This window comes from Flavivirga eckloniae, assembly GCF_002886045.1.
Taxonomy (GTDB): Bacteria; Bacteroidota; Bacteroidia; order Flavobacteriales; family Flavobacteriaceae; genus Flavivirga; species Flavivirga eckloniae.
In genome coordinates, this window is the sequence record NZ_CP025791.1 from 701,168 (window position 1) to 726,120 (window position 24,953).

The 24,953-nt window shown below is 34.1% G+C and carries 27 protein-coding genes; 21 read left to right on the forward strand and 6 right to left on the reverse strand.

Annotated features, from left to right (window positions below):
• Nucleotides 1-85 precede the first annotated feature (85 nt).
• Nucleotides 86-1,486, reverse strand: a complete 1,401-nt coding sequence (gene lpdA / locus C1H87_RS02910) for a dihydrolipoyl dehydrogenase (RefSeq protein WP_102754377.1) — start codon at nt 1,484-1,486, stop codon at nt 86-88.
• Between the two features lie 85 nt (nt 1,487-1,571).
• Nucleotides 1,572-3,152: a S41 family peptidase gene (locus C1H87_RS02915; protein WP_102754378.1), complete on the reverse strand. Its 1,581-nt coding sequence runs from the start codon at nt 3,150-3,152 to the stop codon at nt 1,572-1,574.
• A 329-nt stretch (nt 3,153-3,481) separates the two neighbouring features.
• On the opposite strand from C1H87_RS02915, the gene smpB reads away from it, so the two are divergent.
• The 9 genes from smpB (at nt 3,482) to C1H87_RS02960 (ending at nt 9,512) form a co-directional block, all read left to right on the forward strand.
• Nucleotides 3,482-3,940, forward strand: coding sequence for an SsrA-binding protein SmpB (gene smpB, locus C1H87_RS02920; RefSeq protein WP_102754379.1), 459 nt, complete (start codon nt 3,482-3,484; stop codon nt 3,938-3,940).
• 166 nt (nt 3,941-4,106) lie between these two features.
• A complete protein-coding gene (locus tag C1H87_RS02925; RefSeq protein WP_102754380.1) occupies nt 4,107-4,634 on the forward strand; it encodes a hypothetical protein in 528 nt (175 codons plus the stop codon).
• Between the two features lie 15 nt (nt 4,635-4,649).
• On the forward strand, nt 4,650-6,494 hold the full coding sequence (locus C1H87_RS02930; protein WP_102754381.1) for a Xaa-Pro dipeptidyl-peptidase: 1,845 nt from the start codon (nt 4,650-4,652) through the stop codon (nt 6,492-6,494).
• Between the two features lie 98 nt (nt 6,495-6,592).
• Nucleotides 6,593-6,868, forward strand: coding sequence for a hypothetical protein (locus tag C1H87_RS02935; protein WP_158655106.1), 276 nt, complete (start codon nt 6,593-6,595; stop codon nt 6,866-6,868).
• Between the two features lie 121 nt (nt 6,869-6,989).
• On the forward strand, nt 6,990-7,547 hold the full coding sequence (locus tag C1H87_RS02940) for a TetR/AcrR family transcriptional regulator (protein ID WP_102754383.1): 558 nt from the start codon (nt 6,990-6,992) through the stop codon (nt 7,545-7,547).
• Entirely contained in the window at nt 7,544-7,933 is a 390-nt protein-coding gene (locus C1H87_RS02945; protein WP_102754384.1) for a hypothetical protein, read from the forward strand. Before C1H87_RS02940 ends, C1H87_RS02945 begins: the two co-directional genes overlap by 4 nt.
• Nucleotides 7,926-8,348 carry a hypothetical protein gene (locus C1H87_RS02950; protein WP_102754385.1) on the forward strand — a complete coding sequence of 141 codons (423 nt, stop codon included), beginning with the start codon at nt 7,926-7,928 and terminating at the stop codon, nt 8,346-8,348. Before C1H87_RS02945 ends, C1H87_RS02950 begins: the two co-directional genes overlap by 8 nt.
• A gap of 23 nt (nt 8,349-8,371) precedes the next feature.
• Nucleotides 8,372-8,908 (forward strand): Crp/Fnr family transcriptional regulator, encoded by a 537-nt coding sequence (locus C1H87_RS02955; protein WP_102754386.1) that lies wholly within the window; start codon nt 8,372-8,374, stop codon nt 8,906-8,908.
• A 52-nt stretch (nt 8,909-8,960) separates the two neighbouring features.
• Complete coding sequence (locus tag C1H87_RS02960) at nt 8,961-9,512, forward strand: DinB family protein (protein WP_102754387.1); 552 nt, start codon at nt 8,961-8,963, stop codon at nt 9,510-9,512.
• A gap of 170 nt (nt 9,513-9,682) precedes the next feature.
• Here the strand turns inward: C1H87_RS02960 and C1H87_RS02965 are convergent, their stop codons facing one another.
• Nucleotides 9,683-10,324 (reverse strand): protein-L-isoaspartate(D-aspartate) O-methyltransferase, encoded by a 642-nt coding sequence (locus C1H87_RS02965; protein ID WP_102754388.1) that lies wholly within the window; start codon nt 10,322-10,324, stop codon nt 9,683-9,685.
• Nucleotides 10,325-10,482: 158 nt separating this feature from the next.
• Between C1H87_RS02965 and C1H87_RS02970 the strand changes: the two genes are divergently transcribed.
• The 11 genes from C1H87_RS02970 to C1H87_RS03020 all read left to right on the forward strand — a co-directional run bounded on the left by C1H87_RS02970 (nt 10,483) and on the right by C1H87_RS03020 (nt 21,335).
• On the forward strand, nt 10,483-11,442 hold the full coding sequence (locus C1H87_RS02970) for a Gfo/Idh/MocA family protein (protein ID WP_102754389.1): 960 nt from the start codon (nt 10,483-10,485) through the stop codon (nt 11,440-11,442).
• A 10-nt stretch (nt 11,443-11,452) separates the two neighbouring features.
• The gene (locus C1H87_RS02975) at nt 11,453-12,343 is read left to right on the forward strand and encodes a 3-hydroxybutyryl-CoA dehydrogenase (RefSeq protein ID WP_102754390.1); all 891 of its coding nucleotides are present in this window, start codon (nt 11,453-11,455) and stop codon (nt 12,341-12,343) included.
• A gap of 155 nt (nt 12,344-12,498) precedes the next feature.
• The gene (locus C1H87_RS02980) at nt 12,499-12,882 is read left to right on the forward strand and encodes a four helix bundle protein (RefSeq protein WP_102754391.1); all 384 of its coding nucleotides are present in this window, start codon (nt 12,499-12,501) and stop codon (nt 12,880-12,882) included.
• A 93-nt stretch (nt 12,883-12,975) separates the two neighbouring features.
• Nucleotides 12,976-14,214: a DUF1015 domain-containing protein gene (locus tag C1H87_RS02985; RefSeq protein ID WP_102754392.1), complete on the forward strand. Its 1,239-nt coding sequence runs from the start codon at nt 12,976-12,978 to the stop codon at nt 14,212-14,214.
• Nucleotides 14,215-14,262: 48 nt separating this feature from the next.
• Complete coding sequence (locus C1H87_RS02990) at nt 14,263-14,733, forward strand: DinB family protein (RefSeq protein ID WP_102754393.1); 471 nt, start codon at nt 14,263-14,265, stop codon at nt 14,731-14,733.
• Between the two features lie 13 nt (nt 14,734-14,746).
• Nucleotides 14,747-15,415 (forward strand): YggS family pyridoxal phosphate-dependent enzyme, encoded by a 669-nt coding sequence (locus C1H87_RS02995; RefSeq protein WP_102754394.1) that lies wholly within the window; start codon nt 14,747-14,749, stop codon nt 15,413-15,415.
• Nucleotides 15,416-15,547: 132 nt separating this feature from the next.
• Complete coding sequence (locus C1H87_RS03000) at nt 15,548-16,915, forward strand: exonuclease domain-containing protein (protein ID WP_102754395.1); 1,368 nt, start codon at nt 15,548-15,550, stop codon at nt 16,913-16,915.
• The gene (locus C1H87_RS03005; protein ID WP_102754396.1) at nt 16,915-18,873 is read left to right on the forward strand and encodes a DUF3857 domain-containing protein; all 1,959 of its coding nucleotides are present in this window, start codon (nt 16,915-16,917) and stop codon (nt 18,871-18,873) included. Before C1H87_RS03000 ends, C1H87_RS03005 begins: the two co-directional genes overlap by 1 nt.
• A gap of 24 nt (nt 18,874-18,897) precedes the next feature.
• Entirely contained in the window at nt 18,898-19,746 is an 849-nt protein-coding gene (locus C1H87_RS03010; protein ID WP_102754397.1) for an ion transporter, read from the forward strand.
• On the forward strand, nt 19,739-20,662 hold the full coding sequence (miaA, locus tag C1H87_RS03015) for a tRNA (adenosine(37)-N6)-dimethylallyltransferase MiaA (protein ID WP_102754398.1): 924 nt from the start codon (nt 19,739-19,741) through the stop codon (nt 20,660-20,662). Before C1H87_RS03010 ends, miaA begins: the two co-directional genes overlap by 8 nt.
• Nucleotides 20,649-21,335, forward strand: coding sequence for a GNAT family N-acetyltransferase (locus tag C1H87_RS03020; protein ID WP_102754399.1), 687 nt, complete (start codon nt 20,649-20,651; stop codon nt 21,333-21,335). Before miaA ends, C1H87_RS03020 begins: the two co-directional genes overlap by 14 nt.
• Before the next feature lie 25 nt (nt 21,336-21,360).
• Here the strand turns inward: C1H87_RS03020 and C1H87_RS03025 are convergent, their stop codons facing one another.
• From C1H87_RS03025 to C1H87_RS03035, 3 genes are read right to left on the reverse strand one after another with little or no spacing between them, the layout of a single operon-like run.
• Nucleotides 21,361-23,061 (reverse strand): hypothetical protein, encoded by a 1,701-nt coding sequence (locus C1H87_RS03025; protein ID WP_102754400.1) that lies wholly within the window; start codon nt 23,059-23,061, stop codon nt 21,361-21,363.
• A gap of 11 nt (nt 23,062-23,072) precedes the next feature.
• The gene (locus tag C1H87_RS03030) at nt 23,073-23,648 is read right to left on the reverse strand and encodes a hypothetical protein (RefSeq protein WP_102754401.1); all 576 of its coding nucleotides are present in this window, start codon (nt 23,646-23,648) and stop codon (nt 23,073-23,075) included.
• On the reverse strand, nt 23,632-24,183 hold the full coding sequence (locus C1H87_RS03035) for an RNA polymerase sigma factor (RefSeq protein WP_102754402.1): 552 nt from the start codon (nt 24,181-24,183) through the stop codon (nt 23,632-23,634). Before C1H87_RS03035 ends, C1H87_RS03030 begins: the two co-directional genes overlap by 17 nt.
• A 186-nt stretch (nt 24,184-24,369) precedes the next feature.
• Here C1H87_RS03035 and C1H87_RS03040 point away from each other — a divergent pair, with 186 nt between their 5' ends.
• Complete coding sequence (locus C1H87_RS03040) at nt 24,370-24,924, forward strand: DUF2911 domain-containing protein (protein WP_102754403.1); 555 nt, start codon at nt 24,370-24,372, stop codon at nt 24,922-24,924.
• Nucleotides 24,925-24,953: the final 29 nt, after the last annotated feature.

A 24,953-nucleotide genomic window follows, 5' to 3' on the forward strand; every position in this document is an offset into this window, starting at 1 on the left:
ACAAAAAGGACTATATCTAATGAACTGAAAAAAAAAGGTGCCTAAATGGACACCTTTTTAAAAATTTTAAAAGCTTTTTATCAAATCACATATGCAGCGCTCTATCATCAGTAGCTGCTAAAGCTGCTTCTTTGATAGCCTCAGTAAATGTAGGATGTGCATGAGACATACGCGATACATCCTCAGCAGACGCTCTATATTCCATCGCCACAACGGCTTCTGCAATCATATCTGCAGCACGGGCACCTACCATGTGCACACCTAAAATTTCGTCGGTTGTTTTATCTGCAAGCACTTTTACAAATCCATCTAAATCCATACTCGCTCTACTTCTTCCTAAAGCACGCATAGGGAATTGTCCTTTTTTGTATTCGATTCCAGCTTCTTTAAGTTGCTCTTCTGTTTTTCCAACAGCAGCAACTTCTGGCCATGTATAAACGACTCCTGGAATTAAATTATAATCTACATGTGGTTTTTGTCCTGCTAACGTTTCTGCAACAAATACACCTTCTTCTTCCGCTTTGTGTGCTAACATAGCCCCTTTTATAACATCTCCTATAGCATAAATGTTAGAAGCACTTGTTTGTAAATGATCATTTACCTCAACCTGTCCTCTATCATTTAACTTTACGCCTGCTGCTTCGGCATTTAAACCATCTGTATAAGGACGACGTCCTACAGACACTAAACAATAATCGCCTTTAAACTCTACCTCTTCACCTTTTTTATTGTCTGCTTTTACGATAACTTCATCACCTACACGTTCCACAGATTTTACTTTATGCGATGCGTTAATTTTAAACTTCTGCTTCTTTAAAACTTTATTAAGCTCTTTAGATAGGCCTGCATCCATGGTTGGAATAATACGATCCATAAATTCAACAACCGAAACGTCTGCACCTAATCTTTTATATACCTGTCCAAGCTCTAAACCAATAACACCTCCACCAATAACAATTAAATGTTTTGGTATTTCTTTAAGTTTTAAAGCTTCTGTAGATGTTATAACGCGCTCTTTATCAATATTTATAAATGGCAAACTTGAAGGTTTACTTCCAGTTGCTATAATCGTGTTTTTGGCTTCAATTTCGGTAGTTTCATCTCCCGAAATCGTAATATGTGTGGCATCTTTAAAACTTCCTAAACCTTGATAAACATCGATATTATTTTTCTTCATCAAGAAATCGACACCACCAATAGTTTGATCAACTACAGCCTGCTTACGAGCAATCATTTTTTCTAAATTCACCTTAATATCCCCTGGTATTTCTATACCATGCTCTTCAAAATGCTTTACCGCATCTTCGTAATGATGGGAAGAATCTAAAAGGGCTTTACTTGGTATACAACCAACATTTAAACAAGTTCCCCCTAACGTTGAGTACTTTTCTATAATGGCTGTTTTCATTCCTAATTGCGCACAACGTATTGCTGCTACATATCCTCCAGGACCTGAACCTATTACGGCTACATCGTATGAATTCATAAAGTTTATTTGAAGTTTTTTATTTTTTTAATACAGATCGTAAAAATACAAATGTTTTATGGTAAGGCAATAAAAAATACGACTCTTATCGTTTACGCTCAATATCTTTTATAACCCAATCAAACTCGGGGTCTTTTTTTAGGTTTCTGTCAATAATTGAGGATGAAATTTCAATATCTGGCATTACGCCATAACCATCGGGACTTTGTTTTTGTGGTGCTTCTATTTGCATCATACCCATCCTAATTTTTAGTTTGGTATTTGGCAGTTCGTATAGCTTATAAATTCCGGCAACAGTGCCATTATAAGCGCCCCCTGTTTCTTCACCAACAAAAGTGGCTCTTTTTGTAGCTTTTAAATGTGTGGATATTAATGAGGAAGCCGAAAATGAATTCCCGTTAATCAGCACATAAATATCTCCCGTAAAATGTAAAGGTCTAGGGCCCCTAAGTCTCGTCTGTCTAAACCTGTAATATAACTTTCCTTCTTGTTTTCTGGTCCTTATTAAATTTTGAACAACAATTACAGGAGAAGCCAAACCAGACAGCACTTTTATACTATTAGGCGTAGTATTACTCATTAAAAATTTCAAGAACGGTATGCGACTATTCACTTCGCTATCTTCAATAAACTTATACTGTTTATTGGTTAAATGTGAATACAGATAGTCTATTTCGGCTATTCTACCACCACCATTATCTCTTAAATCTAAAATTAAATATTTCGTTTTTGCAGAATCCAACTTCGCAAAACTTTCCTTGTAGAACCGTTTGTAATTACCATTAGTAAACCCTCTTAGCTTCATATAAGCCACATCTTCGGCTTCCTCTACAAAACGAAAGTTTCGTGTATACGTTTTATACTTTTTTATAAAGCCGTGCATTCTGTTAAACTTTCGTTTCTTTTTAGCTGCTATGCGATTGGCTTTTTTTTCTGCGGAAGTTAACTTTACAGGTTTTACAATTTTAGTAGAATCTTTCTTCTTAGACTTCTTTTTCTTTTCTATTCGCCTCAAAGTTTTTATAAATAACGAGTCCTCATTTTTAAAGGTAACCCTTAAGCTATCTACATAACCTTTATCCTTGTAATAAAAACTGGAAAAACGGCGTCCCACATATCTGTTATGCAATGTGGTATTATAGCCATCTGATGAAAAACGTGTTTTATATACATCTATTAAATCTGAAACCAAATCGTCTTCAATTTTAACCACTTCGCAACCTACAACAGTAGAGTCCTTGCCTCTGGTGCTTTTAACCCAAAGTTTGTTTTGTAAGTATTCAAAATCTAAAGCATAAAATTCAAACTTACGCTTAAGCAACTGTTTTCGTTCCTTTTTTGTGTACCATTTATTTGCAGAACCCAACGAAATATGCCCCTGTTTCACCTGAGAAACTACAGGCGCTAGCTTTTTGTAAAATTCACGAGAATTAATGGGTGTTTTAATAGCTTCTTTTAAACTGTCGAATTTAAAATCTAAAACTTCTTTAGGAGTATATTGATATAATTTGGGATGATGTCTTTTTAATTGATTGTAAACCTTATCAATGTCTTCATGTAAATCTACTACGGGATGTAATTTGGTTATCTGTTCGTTATGGGTTTTAACGCTTGTACAAGACACTAAAATCAATACAACCAAAACTAATAAAACCGTTTTTTTCATCTGTTATTTTAATTCTACCCGCTAAAGTAAATGTATTTAATTAAATGAATAATCAATTAGTAATTCTTTAACGCCTAAATTAAAGAAGAATTCCTTTAGCCTTTACCTAGAGGTTTCTGTTGAAATTGTCATTCCCATGCTTGTGCTGAACTAGTTTCAGTAAAAACAGGAATCTAAATATAGAATTTTGATCTCTTAAAAAGATAAAATCAAGAGAAAACCTCAATAATACTATTAAGTGCCTCCCTATCTCTAGAGATTTTTTAATTTGTTTTTTTCGGTAACTACACGCACCAATAACTTCATAAAATTATGTAGTTTTGTGCTCCATGCAAAAAAACATTAACATACAAAACAAAAAAGCACGCTTTCAATATGAAATATTGGACAAGTACACGGCTGGAATTGTGCTAACCGGAACGGAAATTAAATCGATACGCAACAGCAGAGCATCCATAGCCGAAAGTTTTTGTGAGTTTAATGATCGGGGCGAACTTTTTGTTATTAATATGACGATTGAAGAATATGCTTTTGGAAACTATTATAACCATCGCCCTAAAGCAGAAAGAAAACTTCTATTAAACAAAAGGGAGCTTAAAAGTCTGCTAAAAGATGTTCAAAATAAAGGGCTTACCATTATCCCATTACGTTTATTTGTTAACGACAAAGGTTATGCTAAATTAGACATTGCCCTGGCCAAGGGTAAAAAACTGTATGATAAACGGGAAACTATTAAGGATCGTGACAATAAACGTGATTTAGATAGAATTAAAAAAAGCTATAAGTAATTCTCGGTTTTGCTAGAAGTGTATTCGTCACCAACATAAAAATCAACATTTGGCAGGGATTTTGATACAAAAATAAAATCGAAGATATATTTTTAAATAAAAAAGCTTTAACAGATTTAAGACCAACTTAAGTTTTCTTAGCTTATTAAGATTTACCATATTCAAGATGAAAAAAATCATATGCATTTTAGCACTGCTTGCAGTGGCCTTACCTTCACAATCTCAAGAAAAAGCAAAAGACTATTCAAAAAAAGTAAAAACCTTAGATGGTACAATAAAAACACTATACAGTGTTATTTCTGGCGAAAAGGGCGCTGAAAGAGATTGGGCTTTATTCAAGTTTTTATTTCAACCAAATGCCAAATTAATTCCAACCGGAAAAGACAAAGAGGGCAAACTAAAAGTACGTTTTATGTCTCCAGACGATTATGTAAAAAGCTCTGGGAAATGGTTGGTTCAAAATGGTTTTTTTGAAAAAGAAGTGCATAGAAAAGTGAACACCTTTGGCAATATTGCTCAAATATTCAGTACCTACGAGGCTTATTATAGTAAATCTGACAAAAAGCCTTTTATGAGAGGGATTAACAGTATCCAACTCTTTAATGATGGAAATCGTTGGTGGATTATCAATATTTATTGGGCTCCAGAAACCAAAGAAAATCCCATCCCAGGCCATTACCTCCCTATACAATAGATTATAATATAAAATATGAACAATTCCTTAAGATTAAACATAGCATTAACTGTTTTATTAATTACTGGCGTTTTTTCCAGCTTTGGACAAAAGCCAATAAAAGCAGTTCCCGTTTTTAAAGACGGACAAGCTCAAATCGTAGAGGGCTTTAAAGACCCTAGCAGATGGATAAGACACGATTTATGGGTAGAAACTACCTTCGATACCGATGGCAATGGTAAATTAGACCGTATGCACGTAGCGGTTACAAGACCTGAACAAACAGAAAGTGAAGGATTAAAACTTCCTATTATTTATATTTCGAGTCCATATTTTGCTGGTGTAGCACCACAGGTAAATGGGCTTTTTTGGAATGTAAAACATGAACTTGGTGAAGCTACAGAAGCACGTGTTCATGCCGAAGTAACTCGTGTTGGCGAACGTCCTATTATATCCAATTCCCATATAAGAAAATGGGTTCCAAGAGGCTATATTGTAGTACACTCGTCTTCTCCTGGTACCGGGCTTTCGCAAGGCGCACCAACTGTTGGAGGCGAAAATGAATCCTTAGCGTGTAAAGCGGTTATCGATTGGCTATGTGGTCGTGCAAAAGGTTATAAAACCCTAAACGGAAATGAAATTGTTACCGCCTACTGGTCTACCGGAAAAGTAGGTATGACCGGAACATCCTATAACGGTACGCTACCCGTAGCTGCAGCCACTACAGGTGTAGAAGGTTTGGAAGCTATTATACCGATTGCTCCAGTTACTTCATTTTACCAATACTACAGATCAAATGGCTTAGTACGATCTCCCGGAGGTTATTTAGGCGAAGATATTGATGTACTTTACGACTTTATACATAGTGGCGACGAGGCTAACCGTCCATATAATAATAAAACCGTTAGAGATACCGAAATGAAAAATGGCTTAGATAGAATTACAGGCGATTATAACGATTTCTGGGATACTCGTAATTTTATAGATGATGCCAAAAACATAAAAGCGGCCTTGCTCATGTCGCATGGTTTTAACGATTGGAACGTGATGACCGAACACAGTTATGAGTTTTACGCCAGAGCAAAAAAAGCTGGTGTTCCAACACAAATATTCTACCATCAAAATGGTCATGGGGGTCCTCCTCCTATTAAAATGATGAATCGTTGGTTCACACGTTATTTACACGGTATTGAAAATGATGTTGAAAACGACGCTAAAGCATGGATCGTTCGTGAAGATGACGAAATAGACGAGCCTACTGCTTATAAAGATTATCCAAATCCGGAAGCGTCTAGTGTAAAACTTTATTTAACATCTGGAGCTCCTAAGGCTGGTGGTTTGAGCGCTTCTAAAGTAAAGAAACAAGGAAAAGAAACCTTGATAGACGACTATTCGTTTTCTGGTAAAGATTTGGCAACAGCTGAGCTTTCGCAACATCGTTTACTTTATGTAACTCCAAAATTAACCAAGGATATTCATATTTCCGGAATACCTAAAGTCACTGTAAGGTTAGCCAGTAGCAAACCTGCTGCTAATTTATCCGTTTGGCTAGTATCACTTCCATGGAATGAGGAAAATGGCGCATCCATTACAGAAAACATTATTACTCGTGGTTGGGCAGATCCGCAAAACTATAAGTCATTAACTGAAAGCGAGCCTTTAAAACCTGGTAAGTTTTATGACATGTCTTTTAACTTAATGCCGGATGATCAGGTTATTAAAGCAGGGCAACAAATTGGTTTTATGATTTTTTCCAGTGATAAGGAGTTTACATTACATCCGAAAGCTGGAACTGAGTTGACAATTGATTTGGATGGTACAAACTTAACGCTACCTGTGGTTGGAGGTGCTAAGGCTTTTAATGGGGCTTTGGAGGAATAAAATCTTATTTAAACCTACATCAAACATGATGTTTCACAATCTAAATGGACAAAGAATTAGCATATTTAAAGACAAATATATTTAATGGTCTTAAAAATATGAATGATGGATTCGACTCAGAATCCATATATTATTTTTCAGAATCTGATTTTGAAATTGTGCTTGATAGGGTCGAAAAACACGGGATTGGAATTTATGGGATTGAACCTTGGCTAAATAGAACTTATTACGATGTCTTAGGTTTTGATGATTTCAATACCGTTCCAACCGATCCAAAATGGTATCGAAGAGCTTTCCAAGAATTTAAAAAAAGCGGCAAAGCATTATTGTACTCGGCCACTTATAAAGTTCCTAAAAAACGGCTTCCCTCATAAACACTCCGGGCACTCCTTCTTCAAGCTATAGGCAAAAAAATATATAAACTTTTAATTAAACGTTATCGTTCAATAAAAGATTATTTATATATTTGACGTTATTAAACGCTAACGTCTAATTATGCCAAAAATCATTGCCAAAAAAGAAGATTGGATAGCCCTAGGATACAAACTATTTGCCGAGCAAGGAGCTAAAGGCATTATAGTTGAAAAAATGGCCGCTAAGCTAAAAGTAAACAAGTCCAGCTTTTATTGGCATTTTAAAACTAAAAAAGACTTTATTAATGATATAATAGCTTTTTGGGTTTCCGCAGAGACCAATGAGATAATAGCAGCTACAGAAAACAAAAAAACAGGAAAAGAGAAATTTGAAAAACTCATAGAATTATCCTTTAAACAAGAACCTCATTTAGATTTTATTTTCTTCTTAAAAAGGTATGCCCTAAAAAACAAGAAAATCCAGTCGTTAATTGACGAAATTGACAAACAAAGAATTCAATACACAAAAACGCTATTGTTAGAAATGGGCTTTTCTGCAAACGAAGCAGAAATCAAATCAAACCTATTCTATAAATACCTAATCGGGTATCATGAAATGATACGTTACAAAAAACAAGATAAAAACTATGTAAACGATGTTAAAAAGGAACTTAGCCAATTTATAAATTATATAAGATGACAAAAACAAAAAATACGCTTTGGATCATTACAGGAATCATTAATGTAATAACACTATTTATTCACCTTATTGCAGGTCAAACCGATCTTATAGATCCATTTCTTAAAAGCGATATTAATTCTCAAATAAAAACAGAACTATTAGGCGTTTGGCATATGGTAACTATTATTCTGTTGGGTTCTTCCATTATCTATCTTAAATACGGAATCAACAATAAAAAGCATTTCGAGTTAATTTATTTCATAAGTTTCCTATACATTGCATTTTCACTCGCTTTTATACTTTCAAGTGCGTTCAGTTCGGTATTTGCACCACAATGGATATTATTACTACCAATAGGCGTATTGGGGATTATAGGAATTAAAAAATCGAGAAGAAATGCTTAAAATTGGCGGATACATAAATATAGTTATTGCTATAGCTCATTTAGTTGGATTAATATGGGCAGAGCAAATGTTCGAGGTCACGGGAATTGGCAAAGAAATGATTGCGCTAGCACAATCTCATTTTTCATTACCATATGTATTAACCATTTTTGTGTCAATCATTTTTTTTGTTTTTGGGCTTTATGGATTATCTGCCGATGGTAAATTAAAAGAACTCCCTTTTTTGAAACCTGCAATATTCATAATTTCCGGTATATATATTGTTCGCGGAATCGGTGAGTTAATATTCGATTTATCGAAACAGCAAGCAAATCCAATAGCCGAGACAATATACTCTCTTATCGCTTTAACCATAGGCATCTTGTTTCTAATTGGCGGATTAAAGAAATGGGCTTTTAAAAAAGAAAATGTATAAACCACAACTAATCTGTTATTAAAATGAACCCTATACCAACCCTAATAGAAAAGCTAAACAAGCAAAACTTATGGCATAAAACATTAGAGTTAAAAAGGAACGAATATTTAAAAGTAAAAGGTAGTATAGATACCAACTTGTATCTCATAGAAACCGGAGCTGTTAGAATTTTTGTCTTAGATGAATTTGAAGAACACACCATCAGGTTTGGTTACAAAAATAATTTAATAGCCGCGCTCGACTCTTTTTTAAGTGAAAAACCATCCGATTTATACATCCAAGCTCTAAAACATACTTCTGTAAAAGTTATGGATAAAGCGGCCTATATGAATTTTGTTTCAGAATCTGCAGAAAACACAAAAATATGGCAACATGTTTTAGAGAATTTTGCACTACAGCAAATGGAACGCGAACGGGATATTTTAACCACATCACCAGTTGAGAGATACAACCGTGTTTTAAAACGGAGTCCGCAACTTTTTCAGGAAATACCCAACAAGTATATTGCATCCTACTTAAGAATGACGCCTGAAACGCTTTCAAGAATTAAAAAATCTTAATTTCAATCAATATTTATATCGGCTTAAATTAAAACCTTTGTAAAAAAATCTTATGAAGGTTACATCAGAAGCATTAATTACAGAATTAATTGAAAAGACAAGGCAGAACATTAATCAAGTTGAAGCTCTTAGATTAAAACCAATTGAAGAACTCAACTGGAAAACGAACAAGGAGACTTGGAGTGTACTAGAATGTATTGAGCATTTAAATTTATACGGCGATTTTTATTTACCAGAAATAGAAGAAAACGTCTTAAAAAGCACGTTTAACCCCGAAACAAATTTTAAAGCTGGTTTTTTAGGTAATTATTTTGCCAAAAGCATGTTACCAAAAGAAAAGCTTAACAAAATGAAAACCTTTAAGGATAAAAATCCAAACGGTAGTAATCTGGATAAAACAACTTTAGAACGTTTTTTAGTACAACAAGAAAAAACGCTTGAGCTCTTACACAAGGCTAGAAAAGTTAGCCTTAACAAAACAAAAACAAGTATCAGCATCTCCAAACTTTTCAAACTAAAACTTGGCGATACTTTTAGAGTAGTTATTTACCATAACGAAAGACATATAGTTCAAGCAAAAAAAGCTCTGGAAAATTATAAATAGCATTTAAAAACAGGCTATTTTGTCATTCAGAGGGACTTGTGCTGAGCGGAGTCGAAGCGACCGAAGAATCTAAATTAGCGTAATAACAATATTGAGATTCCCAACCTGCTTGGCCAACAGGTTTATTTCATTCAGAATGAAACGTTTTAACTGCCTCCTTTTCTTTCCAATTAATTCTTATCCTCCAACAAAGGCACAAAACGAAATTCTCCAAACTCATGTTGCTCGAATTCCTTGGAGCCCTTTCTAACAAAAAGCGTCATAACTTGCACATCACCACCAACAGGAATAACAAGCCTACCTCCTACTTTTAACTGACTCAATAAAGGTTTTGGCACAAAAGGTGCACCTGCAGTAACAATAATACTATCAAAAGGCGCTTCGTCAATCAAACCTTTATAACCATCTCCAAAAACTAGCTTCTTAGCACGATAACCAAGCTTTGGCAAAAAATTACTGGTTTTTTTAAACAATTCTTGTTGGCGTTCAACGCTGTAAACCTTAGCTCCCAATTCGCACAAAACTGCTGTTTGGTAACCACTTCCGGTTCCTATCTCCAAAACCTTATCGCCTTTTTTAATTTTCAATAATTCACTTTGAAAAGCTACCGTATAAGGTTGCGAAATAGTTTGATCGGCTGCAATAGGAAAGGCTTTATCTTGATAAGCATGATCTAAAAAACCAGAATCCATAAATAAATGTCTTGGTATTTTGCCAATGGCATTTAAAACATTTTCATCTGTTATTCCTTTGGCCTTTACTACATTAACCAATTGTTGGCGTAAACCTTTGTGTTTAAAAGTATCTTTCAATGTTAGGGAAGTTTATTGAATGATAAAATTAGTCAAACATTTGCAAGATGAAAACAAAATAGGCAAAATTATTTCCAACATCAAATAAGCAAAAAATTAGCTCTAAATAATTAAATTCATGTTCTAAATATCTTATTTTTGTTGAAAATGTAAAATATATGCTTAAAGTTGGTGTACTTGGTGCTGGTCACTTAGGAAAAATTCATCTAAGACTCCTTAATCAATCCGAAAAATATAATCTTGTAGGTTTTTATGATGCTGATGAGACTAACGGTAATAAAGTAGAAACAGAATTCGGTTACAAATTTTTTAATTCTATAGAAGCACTTATTGATGCTGTTGACGTTGTAGACATCGTTACGCCTACACTCTCGCACTACGACTGTGCAAAACAGTCCATAGCAAAAGGCAAACATATTTTTATAGAAAAGCCCATAACGAATACCGTAGAAGAAGCCGAACACATAAGAGAACTTCTGGCAGAACACAATCTTCGCGGCCAAGTAGGACATGTAGAGCGATTTAATCCGGCATTTATTGCTGTAAAAGACGATATTAAATCACCCATGTTTATCGAATCGCATCGTTTGGCAGAATTCAACCCTAGAGGAACCGATGTACCTGTAGTGTTGGATTTAATGATTCATGATATTGATATTGTATTAAGTGTCGTAAATTCTAAAGTAAAGAACGTTTCGGCAAGCGGTGTTTCTGTAATTAGTGACACTCCAGATATTGCCAACGCACGCATTGAATTCGAAAACGGTTGTGTTGCAAATTTAACCGCCAGTAGAATATCGTTAAAGAAAATGCGTAAAGCACGTTTCTTTCAAAAAGACGCCTATATTTCTGTAGATTTCCTAGAGAAAAAATGCGAAGTCGTTAAAATGAAAGACGCACCGCAAAACCCTGGAGATTTTGATATGATACTACAAAATGCCGAAGGTGTAAAAAAACAAATCTATTTTGATAACCCTAATATTTCAGAAAACAATGCTATTCTCGATGAATTAGAAACGTTTGCTGATGCAATAAACTCTAACACTCCCCCAATCGTAACACTACATGATGGTACAGAAGCATTAAGAGTAGCCACTCAAATAATAAATTGTTTTTAAAAATATATACATGACAAACATTGCTGTTATAGGAGCAGGTACTATGGGGAATGGTATCGCTCATACATTCGCGCAAAGCGGTTTTAAAGTTCAACTTATCGATATTAGTGAAGCTTCACTAAAAAAGGGCCTGGAAACCATTTCCAAAAATTTGGATAGAATGGTTGCTAAAGAAAAAATCTCTGAAGCGGATAAAACCAATACGTTATCGAACATTACTACTTTTACAAGTATTCCAGAAGGCGTTGCTTCTGCCGATTTAGTTGTAGAAGCTGCTACCGAAAATGTAGATTTAAAACTAAATATCTTCAAGCAATTAGACGAAGCTTGTTCAAAAGACACCATTTTAGCTACAAACACCTCGTCAATATCCATTACACAGATAGCAGCGGTAACATCCAGACCAGATAAAGTTATAGGGATGCATTTTATGAACCCTGTACCTATTATGAAATTAGTCGAAATTATTCGCGGCTATAATACGAGTGATGATGTGACTAAGCGCATCATGGATATGTCGAAAACATTAGGTAAAGTTCCTGTAGAAGTTAACGATTACCCTGGTTTTGTAGCAAACCGTATTTTAATGCCAATGATTAACGAATCCATTGAGACCCTTTACAATGGTGTCGCTGGAGTACATGAAATCGATACGGTTATGAAATTAGGAATGGCACACCCTATGGGACCATTACAATTAGCAGATTTTATTGGCCTAGATGTTTGCCTATCGATACTTCATGTGATGTACGACGGATTTAAAAACCCTAAATACGCACCTTGTCCATTATTAGTAAATATGGTTAGAGCTGGTAAATTAGGTGTTAAATCGGGCGAAGGGTTTTATGATTATTCTGAGAGCAGAAAGGCTGAGAAAGTTGCTAAGCAGTTTTTGAAGTAGGGAGTTATTAGTGAGCAGTTTTCAGTTGGCAGTTTTCAGTTGGCAGTATTCAGTAATCAGTATTCAGTAATCAGTGATCAGTACTTGGTGAACAGTGATTCTTGTTCTGCTAGCATTTACCCTGTATTAGTTATCATTTAATCAAAATTCCAGTAATGAGATTTCAAGATTTATTGGCTTATAGAAAATCTTTTAATTTGGCAATGGAAATTTTTCATCTATCGAAACATTTTCCAAAAGAGGAAACATATTCACTCACCGACCAAGTTAGAAGATCATCCAGAAGTGTATGCGCCAATATATCTGAAGCTTATCGCAAAAGACTGTATCCCAAACATTTTACAAGTAAATTAACAGATAGTGATGCAGAAAACTCAGAAACCCAAACATGGTTAGAGTTTTCGTTGCATTGTGAATATATTTCAAAAGAAACTTACAATAACCTTATGACTGAAAGTAGTGAGGTTGGTAAGTTAATTAATTATATGATTCAAAATCCAGGAAAATTTGGGTGCAATCAGAAAACTAGTGATCAGTAATCAGTGGTCAGTTGGCAGCAGTACTGAACACTGATTACTGAATACTGATCACTGAACACCGAACACTGAACACTGAACACTGAACACTAAAACATGGCAAAAATAATCCCCTTTAAAGCAGTAAGACCAACACGAGACAAAGTAAGTCTGGTTGCTGCTCGTTCGTATCAAACATACACCCTAGAAGAACGTGAATCCAGAATGGGTTATAATCCATTTTCATTTTTACATATTATAAATCCGGGTTATAAATATCATAAAGCTATTTCCGGAAAGGAACGTTACAACTTGGTAAGAAACAGGTATCTGGAATTTAAAGAAGATGGCATTTTTACCCAAGATGAAAAACCAAGCTACTATGTGTATAAAATTGTAAACAGAGAAGGTCACGTTTTTTCTGGAATAGTAGCTGCTGCCAGTTCTGAAGATTATGAAAAAGACATTATAAAAAAGCACGAAGATACTATTGAATATAGAGAAAATGTATTTAAAGACTATTTAAAAACTGTTGGTTTTAATGCGGAACCTGTACTCCTAACCTATCCGGACAACACTATAATTGCTAACATCATTTCTGAAGTTCAAAAAGATAGATCAGAATACGAATTTACTACCACATACAGAGACACCCATTATTTATGGAAACTCGACGATCCGGAATTGGTTAATCAAATTAGTAGTGCCTTCGAAAAAATTGAAACCATATATATTGCAGATGGGCATCATAGGTCGGCTTCCTCATGTCTACTCTCTAAAGATTTGAAATCTGAAAACGACACCCATACTGGAAACGAACCTTATAATTACTTTATGAGTTACCTTATTCCCGAATCGGATTTAAGAATTCATGAATTCAACAGGTTGGTTAAAGACTTAAATGGGCTAACCAAAGAGGCTTTTTTAATAAAGCTTGATACCATGTATCGCATTGAAAATAGAGGTCACTCGTTATATAAACCAACTCGTAAACATCATTTTAGTATGTATCTTGATGGTGAATTTTATTCTTTATTTCTCAGAAAAAGTAATTATGAGTTTAGTGACGCTTTAGAAGCCTTGGATACTCAAATTCTTTACAAAACTATCCTAAGACCTATCCTTGGTATTTTAGATGTACGCAACGACACCCGTATAGACTACTCACATGGTAAAAATGATTTAATTACCATAAAAAATAAAGTAGATAGTGGTGAATTTCAAGTTGGTTTTGGTTTAGTTCCTATTACGGTTGAAGAAATAAAAGCTATAGCAGACAGCAACTTAACCATGCCACCTAAAAGCACATTTATTGAACCAAAATTACGAAGTGGTGTTACTATCTACGAATTTTGATATATTAGCATAAATTTGATCTCCCCTTTCTATCAAAAAAAGATTTAAATGAACGCAACCGAAACTATTCTATTAAACTTCTCCGAAATTAGAAGAAGAAGTATAAAATTATGGCAAGGCATTTCTAAAGAACACTTGCATTGGAAACCAGACGACAAGGCTTTTTCAATAATAGAAATGATAAGACATGTACTGGAAGGCGAACATTTATTTCATAAAATCATTGAGAACAGAGGCAACTTAGGGACTTATAAATCCCCTTGGCAAGATTTGCCATACAGTGATATTGAAGCAGAACTTAAGTTTGCAGAACCTTACAGAAAAGATTTTATTAACATGATCGAGAGTCTTAGTCCATCAAATCTGGAACAGATTAGGGTTGAACGTACAGAAGTTGGACAAAGCAAAACACTAGGCGATTATCTTAACCGCATAGCGTATCATGAGGCAGTACACACCGGACAATTACTAAGCTATTTAAGAGCTGCTAATATAGATAGACCCAAAATTTGGGATTAATTTTCACTTAATAATGAGCATACAACAAAATCTTCAAAGTATAAAATCATCATTACCCGAACATGTTACACTTGTTGCCGTATCTAAAACGAAACCCGTAAGTGACTTAATGGAAGCTTATAATGCGGGGCAACGTGTTTTTGGAGAAAATAAAATCCAGGAAATGGTGGATAAATATGAAGTTATGCCAAATGATGTAGAATGGCATATGATCGGACACGTACAAAGCAACAAGGTGAAATATATGGCGTCCTTTGTTCGTTTAATTCATGGCGTAGATAATTTTAAACTCTTAAAGGAAATTAACAAACAAGCGACAAAACACGATAGGGTTATCGATTGTTTGCTTCAAATAAAAATTGCATCAGAAGATTCTAAATTTGGAATGACTCCAGAAGAAGCTTCAGAAATAATAAAATCGGAAGCCTTTTCAGAATTAAAAAATATTAGAATAGTCGGGCTTATGGGTATGGCTACATTTACTGATGACGAAAATCAGGTAAAAAAAGAGTTTGACTATTTAAAAAACGCATTTGAAAACTTAAAGTCCATAAAAAAGGATAACTGCCTGTTAAACACGGTGAGTATGGGCATGAGTGGCGATTATAAACTAGCTATTAATTGTGGAAGCACTATGGTTAGAGTTGGAAGTAGTATATTTGGAATAAGAAATTATAGTTAATACAGACTATTAAGAAGTAGTGAGACAAAATAACCTACCCATTAAAGCTTCTTAGTAAGACAGATTACCTTTAACCAAAAAAGTATTAGAATAATAACACCTAAAGCAAACAAATAAACGCCTAAATATTTTTTGTACGCAATATTAGACATAGAAACTACCGGAGGTAAATACAACGAAGAAGGTATAACAGAAATTGCAATTTATAAACATGACGGACATCAAATTACCGATCAATTTATTAGCCTTGTTAATCCAGAACGCGACATACAGCCATTCGTAGTAAACCTAACCGGTATAAACAATAATATGCTGCGCAATGCCCCAAAGTTTTACGAAGTAGCCAAACGCATTGTAGAGATTACAGACGATTGTATTCTAGTGGCACATAACGCACAGTTCGATTACCGCATTTTAAAAACAGAATTTAGCCGTCTGGGATTCGATTTCGAAAGGAAATCGCTCTGCACTGTAGAGCTGTCAAAAAACTTAATTCCAGACCAACCCTCATATAGTCTGGGCAAATTAGTTAGATCTCTTGGTATTCCGGTTACAGATAGGCATCGTGCTTCTGGTGATGCATTAGCCACAGTAAAACTCTTCAAAATGCTTTTAGATAAAGATTCCTCTAAAAGTATTATCAAAGAATCCATACGATTAAATCCGAAGCACCAATTAGAGCCAAAACATATAGATATTATAAAAGAATTACCTGCCGTTACAGGTGTTTACTACATCCATAAAGCCAATGGTGATATTATTTATATAGGAAAGAGCAACAATATAAAAAAACGCATCAATCAGCACTTCACAAACACGAATCCGAAATCCAAAAAAATACAAGCTCAGGTTAGCACGGTAACCTACGAAGCTACGGGTAGTGAGCTAGTTGCCCTTTTAAAAGAAAATGAAGAAATAAAACGTGTTAAACCCATACTAAACCGAGCCTTGCGACGATCAAGCTTTACGCACGCCTTATACAGTTTTGAAGACGAAAACAATTATATTAATTTAAAACTTGATATTGCTGACGGACGTAAAAAACCGATCACGACTTTTAACAATAAAAAAAGTGGTAAAAGCTTTATAGTTAGAGCTATTGAAGAATACAAATTATGCCAAAAACTAACAGGCATCTATAAAACCAAAAGCAGCTGTTTTAATTACGACGTAAAAACATGCGAAGGCGCCTGTATTCAAGAAGAACCTGCAGAATCTTATAACAAAAGGGTTGAATTGTTCCTATCGAAGAACAGTTATGCCAACAAAAACATGGTTATTATAGACAGAGGGAGAGACATTGACGAACGCAGTGCTATACTAATTGAAAATGGTGTATTTAAAGGCTTAGGTTTCGTTAATCTTAACTATCAAATAACCAATATAGAAGTTCTTGAGTCTATTATAACCCCTATGAATAATAATAGGGATACACAACACATCATTCAAAGTTATTTACGCAAAAACAAAAAAGTAAAACAAATCATATTTGACAAATAATGAAGCAAATTATCTACCTTTATTTATTTCTCTCTAGCCTAGCACTTTTTTCACAATCAAATTTCAATTCCCAACATTACAAGGTTACTTTAGGTGATCTGGAAACAAACACTTTCGAAAAAGATTCCACAGCCAATGCCCTAACCATATACGAACTTGGAAATAGTTATGTAGATAGATATGACTATGATTTAAGAACCGAAATAAAGCAAAAAATAAAAATATTAAACAAAGAAGGTTTTGATAAAGCTAATGTTTCTATTCACCTCTATAACAAAGATGACAGAAAAGAAAAAGTAGATAACATCGTGGCAACCACCTACAATCTGGTAAATGGAAAAGTAACCAAAACAAAACTACTTGAAAAAGATATTTTTAGAGAGAAGTATGACGAAAACCACACTCTGGTAAAATTCACTTTACCCAATATAAAACCAGGATCTGTAATAACTTATAGCTACAAACGTATCTCTCCTTTTATGTTTAAATACGAAGGATGGCGTTTTCAAAGCGACATCCCAACGTTGTACAGCGAATACAGGACAAGTATACCGGGAAACTGGTTTTATAACATAAAGTTAGTAGGGGGCAAAAAATTGACCACGAATACATCGAAAGTAGAAAAACACTGTCTGGAAAGTTCCAGAGGCGGCTATTCCGATTGTGGAGTTAGTGTATATGCCATGAAAGACATACCTGCTTTTATAGAAGAAGACTTTATGACTACTAGAGATAATTATTTAGCAAGGGTAGAATATGAATTGCAAACATTTAAAAGCTTCGATGGCATAATACATAATTATGCAAAAACATGGAAAACTGTCGATAGAGAATTTAAGACAGATAAAGATATAGGGAAACAGTTAAGAAAATCAATAAATTTAGAAGACTTTTTGCAGCCTGAAGTTATTAACGAAAGTGATATGCTTAAAAAGGCAAACAGTATTTACAGCTACGTTCAAGAAAATTATATATGGAACGGAGATTATAAAATATTTCAGGATGTCTCTATTAAAAATCTAATTAAAAGTAAATCGGGCAACGTATCGTCCATAAACATTTTACTCCATAATTTATTAAAAGAGTCTGGAATAAATGTAAAACCTGTTTTATTATCAACCAGAAATAATGGGTTTGCCACAAAAGTTTTTCCAGTTATTTCAGACTTTAATTATATAATCGTTCAGGCAACCATAAACGATAAAATCTACTATTTAGATGCTACAGATAAATACCTGAATTTTGGTGATATTCCCTTTAGATGTTTAAACGGCTATGGCAGGCTTATGGATTTTAAAAAAGGCAGCGAATGGATAGACATAAAACCAAGCCGACCTTCGAATGTGCTTTATAAGGTAGAATTGAATTTTGATGAAAACGAAACACTCTCTGGTGATGTCGCCTCAAGACGAACAGGATACCATGCTTTAAACTATAAAAAATCATATTACCAAAACAAAGATGCCCATTTGCTAAAGCTTGAAAATGAGTTTCCTTATATTGATATTTCAGATTTTAAGGTAACAGACAAAGATATAACCAGCGAGGAATTTAATGAATCTTATCACATAGAATATAATTACGAAGACACTGGAGACCATATCTATTTAAACCCTTTCTTTGTTGTCTTTTTTAATGAAAACCCTTTTAAACTTCAAGAAAGAACCTACCCTATCGATTTTGGTTATAAAGACACTTATTTCTATTCGCTTAAGCTCAATTTAAATGACAACTACAGCATTGTTGAAATGCCTAAAGAAAGAAGTATAGCCTTACCCAATAACGCCGGCCGTGTGCTCTTCTCAACTAAGTTTGCAGGCAACAGTTTAGTTATGATGATGAAAATAAACTTTAACCAAGCCATTTACGAACCAGAATATTATCAGGCCTTAAAGGAGTTTATGAGCAAAATTGTAACTATTCAAACGAATTCAATACTACTTATTAAGAAAAAGTAATCTATCTTTCTTACATTTGAATACATGGATAAACCAAAAAAAAGACATTGGAAAATTAGACTTCATGATGTTATTTATGAAGCAGATACCCGTGTAGGCAAGCTTTTTGACATTATTTTACTTATTACAATTATAGCTAGTATTATACTCGTAATGCTAGAAAGTGTTAAATCTTTCGATGCTAAATACCATAACTTCCTCAACATATCAGAATGGGTCATTACCATACTATTTACTATTGAATATATTGCCAGAATTATTACGGTAAAAAAGCCGTATAAGTATATTACCAGCTTTTATGGTATTGTGGATTTATTGGCGACCATCCCAAAATATATATCGATAATCTTTGGAGGCGTACATGCCTTAGCAGCGTTAAGGGCATTACGATTGTTACGTATATTCAGGATTTTAAAATTAGCACGCTATTTAGGAGCATCCAACACCATAGCTAAAGCTCTAAGAGCTAGCCGTGTAAAAATATCCGTCTTTCTTTTTGCTGTAATAATCATTTCCATTATTTTGGGAACTATCATGTATTTAGTTGAAGGCGATGAAGCTGGCTTTAAAAGTATTCCAACCAGTGTGTATTGGTGTATTGTAACGCTTACTACAGTTGGATATGGCGATATTTCGCCCGTAACTCCACTCGGACAGTTTATAGCTTCAATAGTTATGATATTGGGTTATGGTATCATAGCCGTACCCACTGGAATTGTATCTGCAGAGTATGTTTCGCAAAGTAAAGCTAGTAAAGAACAAGATAAAGATATACCGTTAAATTCTAAATCTTGTGTAAATTGTATAGCAGAAAAGCATAAAGATGATGCCGAGTTTTGCTATAAATGTGGGCATAATTTACATGATGAATAAAACACTTATTTCCATAGTTGGTCCTACAGCCATAGGAAAAACAGCATTAAGTATAAAATTGGCAAATTATTTTAATACTGAAATTATTTCTGCCGACTCCCGACAGTTCTTTAAAGAGATGCATATTGGAACCGCAGCTCCTACTCACGACGAACTAGCAGCTGCCAAACACCATTTCATCCATCATAAATCCATTAAGGATGGCTATAATGTTGGCGCCTTTGAAAAAGATGCCATCAGTACTTTAAATATACTTTTTAAAACCTATGATACTGTAATTATGGTTGGTGGTTCCGGATTGTATGTTGATGCTGTTACTAAAGGTCTGGATGATTTTCCAGAGATTGAAAGCAGTATTCGAGAAACGCTTAATAACGACTTAAAAACAAAAGGGCTACTACAGTTACAAGAACAATTAAAACAGCTGGATCCTACGGCTTATAACACTATTGCTATAGACAACCCACATCGTGTTATTCGCGCTTTAGAAATTTGCATCGGTACAAGCAAACCATATACCTCTTTTTTAAGAAAAGGAAACATAAAGCGGACTTTTAAAACGGTTACTGTTGGGCTTACTGCGGAAAGAACAACCATATACAACCGAATTAATAAACGGGTAGATATCATGATGCAAGAAGGTTTATTAGATGAAGTTAAAAACTTAGAGTCTTTTAAAAATCTTAACGCCTTAAACACGGTAGGTTACAAGGAATTATTTAATTATTTAAATGATGAATGGACACTTGATTTTGCTGTTTCTGAAATAAAAAAGAACACGCGGCGTTTCGCAAAACGACAGTTAACCTGGTTTAAAAAGAACGAGGAAACCATGTGGTTTGATTTTACAACACCAGTAGAAGAAATTATTAGCGATATAAACAAAAGTATTAGTTTTAATAATGATAATTCCTGAAGACGCTTTAAATAATCCCGTTTGGTTCTCATTAACCGATTGCCATTTTAATCAGGCTATCGATTACGGTGACGTGAAATTTTTTCATCCCGATTACGGACCATTTGGAGCTTTTATAAATAATGCAGATACTAGCGCTGCTATAGAAGAATACGCGAAATTAATCGATGAATTTTTTATAGTTGGCGACAAGCCCAAAATGCCTCCGCATTTTGACGCTCCTATTGAGTATATAGGTTTACAAATGATTATATATAATCCTATAAACTATCCTATTATGGAGGCTATTGTAGAACTAACAGAGTCTCATTACAACGACTTAATTGGTTTAGTAAAACTGGTATATCCCGAATATTTTAAGTCGAAAACCAATAAACTAGGTCGGTATTACGGTATATATAAAAATGAAAAGCTAGTTGCGGTAACTGGAGAGCGTATGCAAACCAATAATTTTACTGAAATTAGTGCGGTAATAACACATCCCGAACACACAGGTAAAGGGTATGCAAAACAACTTATTACACATACTGCCGACGAAATATTTAAAAAAGGGAAAACTCCGTTTTTACATGTAGATCAAACCAACCTTGGTCCAATACAGTTATATAAAAAACTAGGATTTATTACAAGAAGAAAATTTAGTTTCTGGAAAATACATCGTAAAAAACAATGAAGATTATGGTAATACAATACTTGTATTAATGCATAGTCACTTTACTATATTTGGCATTTATAACAATGCTCTTTCCACTAGCTAAACTGCCTGCAGAGAAATTAGAAGTATTATTACTAATTTGTTTTTTGGGGTAACTTACGTGCGAACGGTTTCCTTTATACTGAAAATTATAATCTACCTTAGGCAGTTTAATAACAGCATTACTATTTTGAATTATAATATTTAGATTAGAAAACGTATCTCCTATATCTAAAATTTTCAAATCGCCAATATTACCATCTATAATGGCACTTCCCGACAAATGCTGTATTGTAGTATTGGATGAATTAGAGTTTAAAACCAGATGTTTTACATGATCCAATGCAACATGATCCGTATAACGAAGGTTTAATTCCCCTAAATTCCAATACACTACACTAACTGGCGAATACGAAGCATTAATGGAAGTTCCACTTCCATTAATGCTATGTGCTGTAAACTTTGTATGCGATAGCTCTGCTTTTAAATCATCAACATTAGCAGCAAATTCAATTTCACCATGTCTAACATTAACCTTTAGCTTCGCTTTTTTGGGCATTTTAATTTTAATAGTCTTTTTAACCTTGGATTTAGATTCTTTATTAACCAATCTTTCCACTAAAACTCTCCTATTGTTCGCTAATGCCTCTCGTTTTTCAGCATGTCTTTTTCTTTCTTCAATATGCTTTTTTCTTTCTTCAATATGTTTTTTTCTTGCTTCAATATGATTTTTTCTTTCTTCAATATGCTTTTTTCTTTCTTTAATATGTTTTTTTCTTGCTTCAATATGATTTTTCCTTGCTTCAATATGTCTTTGGCGTTCCTCTATACGTCTCTGGAGTGCCTTTTCGCGCCCTTGTTGCCTTCTTTCTATTTGTTCTGATTTAGCTTCAATACGTTCGGCTTGTCTTTCCATTCTTTCTGCAAAACGTTCAGCCCATTCTTCCATTTGTTCCCCATACGTTTCTTCCCATTTCCCATCATATTTCTTGGCCCATGCCTCTATTTGCTTACTATACTTCTCACCCCATTCTTTTCCAAATTCTAGTCCCCATGCTTCCATTTTTTTCGCATAGTCTTTACCATATTGCGATTCGAATTTTTGAGTGTATTCTTCTAAATACTTTTCGCCATCTTTCTTATAAGCATTATAATCGAAGTGAATACTATTAACATCTTCCGGTAATTCAGGAAGCGGAGGCAATTCGGGAAGAGGTGGCAATTCTGGAAGCTCCGGCAATTCTGGAAGTTCCGGAAGTTCTGGCACTTCAACATTTATATCAAAGTTTAAATGTTCAAGTTCAGGAATATCTGCCAACTCAAACTTTAATTCTTCCAATAGCGCATGTACAGCCTCATCATCACCATGCCCAACACTATAAACCCAAGTATTAGTCCCTGACCCCTTTGCTTTTATCTCCACTTGTTTATTCGATGCATCAACATCAACATTCCAAAGCTCTAAAGCATTTTCCAAGGCTTCTTTACTTAAACCATCACCTTCAATATATGCCTCAATTTCGATAACATCTTTATTCCATGTATCAATCACCACATTACAATGACTCGTGTTTAAATCGATTGTAACGTCCTTATCTACCTTAATAGATTGGGATACTTTAGTCAACTTTTGCTGTGCCACCAAACCTCCTGTAATAAGAAAGCTTAAAGCAAAAAGTTTGATCTTTATAATTAACTTGTTCATTTTTTGATTTTTTAGATTGACGACTCTACTTCTTCAGTAATATTATCAGAAGTATTTAATTCTTTTAATTGTGCTCTTAAGCGATACAAAAGATTTAAACGAAACTTTAAATTGTCAATTAATGCATTTACTGTTAACTCGCTAGGTCCAGACTCGGTTAATTCTTCCGATAGGCGTTTATACTCCTTATCAAGTTCATCCAATTGCTGTAAATACCCATCAAAAAGATCTTTGGTTTCCGAAGTGTATTCTATTTTAGATAATTCTAAATTAATACTTGCCAAATAATAATCTTCAACTTTTTTAAGTCCTGGCGAAACATCTCCAAGGGTTTTTGTTTCATCAATATTGGCCTTTACCACCTCTATAGGTTTATCTGGCTCGGGTTGAAAATATTTAAAAGCACCAAAACTCAAACCTATAAGCAATACAACACTTGCAGCCATATACATCCAATTAAACTTGGGTTTGCTCGCTACCGGCATGGCCTCATCTAACTTTTCAAGAAATCGTTGTTGATGGTTTTTAGGCATTTTTTCATGCGTCACTTTATCATTTTTAAATAACTCTCTAATATCTTGTGCCATCTTTTGTAAGTGTTAACAGTTCTTGTAGTTTACTTTTACCTCTGGATAATTGTGTGCGTGATGCGACTTCTGAAATATTCAAAATCTCCGAAATTTCCTGATGATCGTATCCTTCAATTAAATAAAGCATCACAACATATTGATACTTATCCGGTAATTCATTAATTGCTTTTTTTACATCGTTTAATGTAATTGCATCATCTACCAACCATTCGTCGTTTTGTGTAGTATCGACCACTTTTAGGTGCACCTCATCTAACTCAACAAGTTGTTGTTTTTTAGATTTTAATAGGTCTATACTTTTATTAACAACAATACGTTTTAACCAAGCCCCAAAAGTAACTTCGGCCTTAAATTGATGTAATTTGGCAAAAGCCTTAATAAAAGCTTCTTGCACAACATCTTCGGCTTCAGCAGTATCCTTTAAAAATCGTTTGGCAACAATATACATCCCATCGCAGTACTGGTTGTATAACTGCAATTGTGCCTTGCGATTGTTTTGTTTACATTGTTCAATAATGTCAACTTGAAACATGCTAATTTTACTTTTGGTTTTAAGTTAGTTCGTTTAAAAGACGATAAAAAAAATGCAGTGTTGCAAAAAAATATTTTTTTTTATTATTTGGGTTTATTTAAAATCTTAAAAATGGTTAAAAAAAACCTCCTTTTTTAATAATCATTACTTTTTAAAGTATATTTATATCCGAAAAAAACCTCTCGTATGAACACTTTCTTAAAACGTATATTGTTTTTTCTATCTATAGTAGCACTAGGTCTATTTTTATATTCGTTTTTTGTTGAAAATATTTTTGCACAACGTTTAAGTCCTAAAGATATAGTAGAATTTAAACTTAATGATTTAAAATTAGAGGTATTTTATAACAGACCTTCCAAAAAAAACAGAGCGATTTTTGGAGCTTTAGTGCCTTTTGATCAGGTATGGCGTACAGGTGCAAACGAAGCTACTACGTTTAAAACCAATCAACCTCTTGAAATACAAGGTAAGTTGTTACCTATGGGTAAATATACGCTTTGGACGGTTCCTAAGGATACAACATGGACAGTCATGTTTAACTCTAAACAATATACATGGGGTGTTGATTCTGACATGAAACCTATGTGGAATCCTGATTTTGATGTTTTAAATATTGAAATCCCAGTTCAGAAATTAACTTCTACGGTTGAGCAATTTACTATTGCTTTCGATAATTCTACCGACAATTTGTTTTTAACCATGGCATGGGATGATGTAAAAGTTGCTGTGCCGCTTAAGTAAGTTTTCTTTTTTTAGTTTTCAGTAAACAG